Genomic DNA, 7,738 nt, shown 5'->3' with positions numbered 1-7,738 from the left:
GGGATGGAGTCCCATGTCCTCGGGTGAGCGCCGGATGTAGATCAGCGCCGGGGCCACGAGCAGAACGGTCAACGCACCGAAAAGCGCCCAGGTGTGACGCCAGCCCAGCGATACCAGAAGCGACGCCACCAGGAACGGCATCACGATCTTGGCGAACCCGATCCCCATGCTGGAGAACGCGATGGCGCGGCCACGCTTCTGGATGAACCACCGGCAGATCATGACGTTGATCACCATGTAACCCAGCAGGGCATCGCCCACGGTCACCAACGTCCAGCGCACCAGCACGAAGTGCCAGAAGACCTCGACCTGACTCAGGATGAGATAGCCGACCGCCGCCACCAACGCTCCCCCGGTCACGAGCCATCGGCTGCCGTGCCGGTCCACCAGCGTCCCCACGACGGGGGCCATGGACGCGCTGATGAGCCCCTCGCCAGAGCGCAGCAGCGAGAAGACGCCGCGGGACACGCCCAGGTCGGCGGTAAGGGGCTTGAGAAAGATGCTGAGGGTGCTGGCCAGGGCGAAGGAGGAGGTGACGTTGGCGATGAACCCGACGGCGACGATGTACCAGCCGTAGTAGATCCGGTCCGGTGCTTCGACGCGCCGTGTTGAACCGCCTGTGATCACCTGTCACGGGTAGCAGGGTTTACATGTGATGGGAAACGCGGCGGTAGCGCTTGCACCTCGAAAAATAGACCCGGCGGCGGGTTTGGTGTAGATTGGCGCGAACTCGCAACCCGCACCGGTCACTCCCGCGGAAGCGGGAATGACATTCGGAAGCGGAAAGGGAGACCCACATGCGTGTATTGATTACCGGCGCGGGATTGATCGGCTCCCACGTAGCCGCGGAGCTGACCTCGCGCGGCGACGAGGTGACATTCTTCGACGTGGTGGCGAAGCCGGACTACGTCCGCCACGTGACCGGCAAGGACCTGCCACTGATTCGAGGCGACATCTGCGACTTGGCCGCCCTGCTGGACGCCTTTCTGACAGTGAATCCCGAAGTCGTGATCCATCTGGCCGCGTCCGTGGGCGAAAACAACATCCCCAACCTTTACACCGGCTTCCAGGTGAATCTGGTGGCCACCCTCAACGTCGCGGAAGCGGTGCGGCTCGCTGGCGTGAGGCGGCTGGTGCACGCAAGCACCCAAGCCGTGTATCAGGATGCGGAGCCCACGGATCTGCTCCGGGAAGACTCGCCGCTGGACGGCCGCGGCCGGGTTTACAACGCCTCGAAGCTGGCATGCGAGCACGTGCTCAGGACCTTTGCGGCCCGACAGGCCTTCGAGCTGGTCATGTTGCGCTTCGCGGGGGTGTACGGGTACCGGGCGGTGGCCGGGGGCCCGGGGGTGGCGGTGCAGAAAGCCGTGTGGGCCGCCATGGCCGGGGAGGAGGCGGTGCTCAACGCCTACGAGACGGTGGACTTCGTCTACGTCAAGGACCTCGCCGACGGCATTGTGCGGGCGGTGCACACCGCTCCGCTGTCCCACGACGTCTACAACCTGGGCAGCGGCACCCTAACCACCGTGGCGGACGTGGAGGCGGCGCTGCACGCCATCTTCCCGGACATCCGCCTGCGCCGGGGCACGCTTACGCCCGCACGGCCACGCATGGACATCGCCCGGGCCGGAAGCGAACTGGGCTACGCGCCCGAGTACAAGCTCGAGGCGGGTTTGCGGGACTATATCGCCGAACTGAATCGGGAGTGAGCGCGAACTCCGGACCGGCCCCTATGTCGCCGCGACGCTCCGCGAAGCGGCGGCCTCGGTCAGCGTGGTGTTCGGGGAGACGTACTCCAGGTCGGTCAGCACCTCGATGAGGGCGGGGCCGGGCGAGGCCAGGGCCTGCTTGAGCGCGGGCAGGACCTCGTCATCGCGCGTGACCTTGAGGCCCAGGGCGCCGTAGCCGTTGCCGAGCGCGGCGAAGTCGGGGTTGACGAGGTCGGTACCGTAGTTCCTCCCCGGATACTGCGCCTCTTGGTCCATGCGGATGGTGCCGTAGGAACCGTTGGCGTACACCATCACGATGATCTTGACGCCGTACTGGCGCGCGGTGGCGAGTTCCTGACCGGTCATGAGGAAGCCGCCGTCGCCCACGTGGGCGATGACGGTGCGGTCGGGATGGGCCAAGCGGGCGGCCACCGCGGCGGGCACGCCCGGACCCATGCTGCCCAGGTTGGGAACGATGTAGGAATCGGCGTGGTCGAACTCGATGTAGCGCTGCACCCAGCCGCCGAAGCTTCCGGCGTCGTGGGTGTGGATGGTGTCCGGCGGGACCGTGGCCTTGATGTCCGCCATGACCCGTTCCATGGAGACGGCGCCGGTGGGGCGCTCGGGCGGGGTGGCGTAGCGCCGCTGTTGGGCGTGATAGTCCGCGATCCAGGCGGCGCGGGCTTCGTTGGGACCGGCGCCGTCGCACTCCAGCGCCGCCGACAGGGCCTTGCGCGGGTCCGCCAGCACGGCCATGTCCGGGCTGAAGTTCTGGCCGATGTTGCCGGCGTCGGCGTCGATCTGGATGGTCGTCAGCCCCGGGTGCGGCAGCCGGTAGCCGCCCGACACCTGCTGATTCACCCGGCAGCCGACGATGAGCAGCAGGTCGGCGTCCTCATCCACGATCCGGCGCGAGTGGTTCTTGCGGCTGCCCAGGTTGCCGACGTAGTGGGGATGCGTGTTGGGGAACGCGTCCTGGCGCTTGAAGGCGCTCAGCACCGGCATCTGGAACTTCTCGGCGAAGGCGACGAGCTCGTCCCGGGCGCGCGCGTACTGGGCGCCGGAACCCGCCAGGAGCACCGGTCTCTCGGCCCGGTTGACGCGCTCCACCATTTCGCGGACCTGCGCCGGGTCCGGGCTCGGACGGACCTCGGGATAGGGACCCACCATGGTGATGTCCGCCTCTTCCTCGAGCATGTCCCGAGGGAGGGACACCACAACCGGACCGGGACGGCCAGAGCGCGCCACGTGGAACGCCCGCGCCATGATGCGCGGCACGTCGCGCGGGTCGTTGATCTCGATGACCCACTTGGCGATGCTGCCGAAGAAGTGCGTGTAGTCGATCTCCTGGCCGGCTTCCCGGCCCCGGTGCGCCCGGGCCACCTGGCCGATGAGCAGGACCAGCGGGGTCGAGTCGTATTTGGCGAGGTGCACGCCGATGCTGGCGTTGGTGGCGCCGGGGCCGCGGGTGACGATGCACACGCCGGGCGTGCGCGTGGTCTTGCCGTAGGCCTCGGCCATGAGGCAGGCGCTGCCCTCGTGGCGGTTGGTGATGAGGGTGATCTCGGGGACGTCCCGAAGCCCGTCCAACAGGGCGATGTAACTCTCGCCCGGCACGGAGAAGGCGTGCCGCACCCCCTCGCTGCGCAAGGACCACGCCACCGCGTGGCCGCCCGACATCCTGCGGCTCTGCTTATCGACGCTCACCGGTTCACCCCCCAACGTTCCGTGAAACCAAGGCCCCCGCGGGCGCGTTGAATGCCCTACCCTATTTGACCGCGGGGGGCAAGGGAACAGCTCCGCATGGACGCCCGTCCATGCTCAATTGACTATTGATTTATCTAGTAGGAATATGCCATTTCTCGAACATTCGTCCTAGGCAACGTACCAGGTGCCACCGATCAAGGCATCCCATTGACATCCAAACTCACCCACATTCTGAGAGACGCAAAATCCGGCGACCAGGTCGCCGATCGCATCCGGGACTACGACCGCCGCTACGGCGGCGCGGAACGCGGCGGCGGGGACGAGCGCACGACGGACTACCAGAATTACGAGAACACCTATTGCGACCTCGTCACCGAGTTTGCTACCGCCTTCGGTTGACGGGATTGGGCTGACGGCGGCGTCGGTTCCCCACTATTGGAACGAATTCATGCACTCGCATCTACTCGACCGCTACATCGCATTCATGTTGCACCGCCGGTGGCTCGTCCTCGCGTCGTCCGTGGCGGTCATGCTGTTTCTGACGGCCGGTCTCCAGTTCCTCCACATCTCCAACGACTGGCGCGACATGCTGGACGAGGACAATCCTCAACTGGTTGCGTACGACGCCCTGGAAGATACCTATACGGCCACCAATGCGGCGTTGATCGCGGTGGCGCCCGAGGGGGGCTCGGTCTTCACCCGGGAGGCCCTCGGCGCCATCGAGGAGCTGACCGAGGCCGCGTGGCAGGTGCCCTGGTCCAGCCGGGTCGATTCCCTTACCAACTACAACCACAGCGAGTCGGTGGAGGACGACCTCCAGGTCGAGCGGCTCGTGGACGGCGCCGAATCGCTCAACGATGAAGACCTCGCGCGGATCAGGAAGATTGCGCTAGCCGAGCCCAGCGTCGCGGGCCGTCTCGTCTCCCACGACGGGCGCGTTGCCGGACTGGTGATCAGCTTCACCCTGCCCGAGCATTCGGACGCCGCCGAGATCCAGACTTACCACTATCTCCGCGGCCTCCTGGACAAGGCCCGTACAGCCCATCCGGATATCGCCTATCACGTTACCGGCAATGTCTTCGTGAACCAGGTCCTGACCGAGGCGGCCCAGGACGATATGGGGGTTCTCGCGCCCGCCGCCTTCCTCGTCATCGTGGCCGTCGGCGCCTTTCTTCTGCGCTCCCTGTTCGGCACGATGGGCATCGTCATTCTGCTCATTTTCGTCGTCGCCTCGACCATGGGCGTCATCGGCTGGACCGGGCTGGTGCTCAACGCCGCCAACTCCGGCATTCCCCTTATCATCATGACCCTCGCCATCTGCGACTCGGTCCACATCATCGGGACCATCAATTCCGGCATGAGCCAGGGCCTGGACCGGGACGCGGCCATCGCCGAATCGCTGCGGGACAACGCATGGCCCGTCTTCCTCACGACGGCCACGACGATGATCGGGTTCCTCAGCATGAACGCCTCGGACTCGCCGCCTTTCCGGTTACTCGGCAACCTGGTGGCCGTCGGCATGCTGGTGGCCTACGTGTATTCCATGACACTTCTGCCGGCGTTGCTGTCGGTACTGCCGCTGCGCGCGCGTGCGGCACGCGCCGGGGGTTCCGCTTTCTTCCAACGCCTCGGCGCTTTCGTGGTGGCCCGCCGCACGCTCCTGCTCTGGTCCGTAACCGCCGTGGCCGTCGCCCTGGTGGCCGGGGTGCCCCGCGTCGAGCTGACCGACAACTGGACCACTCATTTGGACAAGCGTTACGAGTTCCGGCGCGATACGGACTTCGTCATCGAGAACCTGAGCGGCGTGGAGACCCTGGAATACAGCCTGAACGCCGGGCGTGACGGCGGCATCACCGATCCCGCCTATCTGCGCAAGGTCGACGCTTTCGCCGAATGGTACCGCGCCCAGCCGGAAACGGCGCATGTCCAGGTGTTCTCGGACATCATGAAGCGCCTCAACAAGAACATGCACGGCGACGACCCGGCCTTCTACCGGCTGCCCGAAGACTCCCGGCTTGCCGCGCAGTATCTGCTGCTCTACGAGCTTTCGGTTCCCTTCGGCATGGACCTCAACAACCGCATCAACATCGCCAAGTCCGCGACGCGCATGACCGTCACGCTCCGCAGACTGAAATCCGAGGAACTACGCGCCCTCGAAGTGCGCGGTCAGGATTGGCTCCGCGGCAACGCGCCCGACTTGGCGAACGAGGCATCGGGGTACAGCCTCGTCTTCGCCCATCTGGCCATACGGAATACCCTGAGCATGTTGTGGGGGACGGTCACCGGCATGATCGTCATTTCGCTGATCCTGATCGCGATTTTCAGAAGCGTCCGCTTCGGGCTCATCAGCCTCGTGCCCAACCTCATCCCCTCGGCGATGGCCTTCGGCGTATGGGGCTACCTGTACAGCGAGGTGGGGCCGGCCGGATCTCTCGTCACCGCCATCGCCTTCGGCACCGTCGTCGACGATACGATTCACATCATGGCCAAGTATCTGAAGTCGCGCCGCGAGGGCCTTTCCTCGCCCGAAGCGGTGCGCTACGCCTTCAACTCGGTCGGTAGTGCGTGTTTCACCACGACCATGATGCTGGTGCTGGGCTTCCTGGTGTTCGCCACGTCGGGATTCGCCATCAGTTGGATGCTCGGCCTGCTGGTTGCGCTCACCCTCGGCTTCGCGCTGGTCCTCGATCTGCTGTTCCTTCCGCCCCTGCTGATGGCCATCGACCGGAAAACCTGATCCAGCGGCCGTAAGGAGGGCGTAGCGGCGATATGTCACGAGGTCCCTTGCTGTCTGGGAAAGACAGGCGAGCTTGCGCGGCTGAAGCGCGAGGGTCGACGCCGGCCACGGCCTATAGCGGCTTGCGAGCCAGGAAGCAGTACAACGGCGTGAAAATGCCCGTCTTGCCGCCCGCGACATAGGCGTCCGCGGTCCGGTCCAGGAGCCGGACGACTTCCGTGGAGCCCTTGGGAAACAGCCGCAGCGCCTCGGCAAGGTTCAAGCCCGCGATTAACACCTTGCGGCCCCATGGAAGCCTGCACAAGGCGTTGCCCAGGATTCCACGCCGACCCTCCATGGGTCGGTACCATGGTGTGGACGGCCCCTCCTTGACGTCCCGGTCCATCCCCTCGATGACCTGGAATCCCGCCGCTTCCAGGGCCTGATTCACATCCGTCATGGTGGCGATGTCCTGCAGCGCAATACCGCGCATGAGGTCCCGCTTGACGGCTTGGTGGCGGCTGTCGTTTGGATCGAACTTGTCCGTCAGACACATTTCCTGCCCCCAGAACAGTGCTCCGGGTTTCAGGATGCGGAATATCTCCTCGAACGCTCGTCGCTTGTCCGGCGCATGGCACGTTGACTCGATGGCATAGCCCCGGTCAAACGTGTTGTCTTCGATCACTCCCATGTCCATGAAACTGCACGTCACGTAATCGACCATGCCGTCGAGCCCCGCCTCGCGGTTCAACGTTTTCGCCTTCTCCAACTGGATCGCATTGTTGTTGATCCCCACAACCCTGGCGCCGGACTCACTGACGACCCGGCGCATCGGGCCGCCAATCCCGCAACCGACGTCGACCACGGTCATGCTCTCTCGCAACTCCAGCTTGGCGATCATCAACCGCTGATGCCGGACAATGGAGTCTTCCAGGCTCTCCTGCGGTGTCAGCGGCGCAAAGTGCAGGGATTCGCTCCAACCCCACACCATGAACTCGCTGCAGAGGTCGTAGTAGTCCTTCACCGTTTCGGTATGATCGTACCCCCTCGCGGCCTCCGGCGTCGCCCGGTCGATCCAGCCGTCGAAGTGTTGCACGCGACGGCTCACGTTCGACCCGTGGTACGCCTCCTTGAGCGCGTTTGGCAGCTTGCCGAATTGCATGACGGTTTGCCCTTCCTTGCCTCAGATTCCTGGTTTCTCGGGCCGGCTCCCACGCGCGGGCCTTAGCCCAACTTCGTCGGCCTGGGGGTTGAGTTCACCGGCGAGTCGCGCGTCGCGCGGGGGTCTGGATAGAACTGGGCGCAGTAGCGCCTGAAGGGCATGATCTTGCCGTCGGTACGGGAAAGGCGCGGGCGCGATCGATATTGCTTGCGGCTCCAGATCACCACGTCCTGCAGGACGTCATGCCGTTGCTGGGACACAAGGAACCGGTTCATGATGGGAGCGCGCCATCCCACCGGGAGGAACCCCAGGCCTGCGATCTTCCGCGCCGGTTTGCGTATCTCCCGCACCTGCGAGACCAACGACATGTCGATGAGGGTGCCGTCCACCGGCGTCGCCAGCACCCACAGGCGCGCATCGAGGCCGATGGAGTGCTCGCGGATT

Annotated in this window: 7 protein-coding genes; 3 read left to right on the top strand and 4 right to left on the bottom strand. The window is 65.3% G+C overall.

What is annotated here, in order from left to right; genetic code table 11:
• Nucleotides 1-627: MFS transporter (locus OXF11_22135; GenBank protein MCY4489786.1), on the bottom strand; the 627-nt coding region annotated here is incomplete at its 3' end.
• Between the two features lie 170 nt (nt 628-797).
• On the opposite strand from OXF11_22135, the gene OXF11_22130 reads away from it, so the two are divergent.
• Nucleotides 798-1,709, top strand: coding sequence for an NAD(P)-dependent oxidoreductase (locus OXF11_22130; protein MCY4489785.1), 912 nt, complete (start codon nt 798-800; stop codon nt 1,707-1,709).
• A 21-nt stretch (nt 1,710-1,730) separates the two neighbouring features.
• Here the strand turns inward: OXF11_22130 and OXF11_22125 are convergent, their stop codons facing one another.
• On the bottom strand, nt 1,731-3,416 hold the full coding sequence (locus OXF11_22125) for a thiamine pyrophosphate-binding protein (GenBank protein ID MCY4489784.1): 1,686 nt from the start codon (nt 3,414-3,416) through the stop codon (nt 1,731-1,733).
• 207 nt (nt 3,417-3,623) lie between these two features.
• Between OXF11_22125 and OXF11_22120 the strand changes: the two genes are divergently transcribed.
• Both OXF11_22120 and OXF11_22115 read left to right on the top strand, forming a co-directional pair.
• Nucleotides 3,624-3,815, top strand: a complete 192-nt coding sequence (locus tag OXF11_22120) for a hypothetical protein (protein MCY4489783.1) — start codon at nt 3,624-3,626, stop codon at nt 3,813-3,815.
• Nucleotides 3,816-3,864: 49 nt separating this feature from the next.
• Entirely contained in the window at nt 3,865-6,153 is a 2,289-nt protein-coding gene (locus OXF11_22115; protein ID MCY4489782.1) for an MMPL family transporter, read from the top strand.
• Between the two features lie 112 nt (nt 6,154-6,265).
• Here OXF11_22115 and OXF11_22110 read toward each other — a convergent pair whose 3' ends face one another.
• Both OXF11_22110 and OXF11_22105 read right to left on the bottom strand, forming a co-directional pair.
• Nucleotides 6,266-7,294: a methyltransferase domain-containing protein gene (locus tag OXF11_22110; protein MCY4489781.1), complete on the bottom strand. Its 1,029-nt coding sequence runs from the start codon at nt 7,292-7,294 to the stop codon at nt 6,266-6,268.
• A gap of 62 nt (nt 7,295-7,356) precedes the next feature.
• The coding region (locus tag OXF11_22105; GenBank protein ID MCY4489780.1) for a hypothetical protein at nt 7,357-7,738 on the bottom strand (382 nt) is incomplete at its 5' end.

It is taken from the genome of Deltaproteobacteria bacterium, assembly GCA_026712905.1.
Taxonomy (GTDB): Bacteria; Desulfobacterota; Binatia; order UBA9968; family JAJDTQ01; genus JAJDTQ01.
Note: the sequence above shows the minus strand (reverse complement) of the source record. Positions and strands in the feature narration are given on the sequence as shown.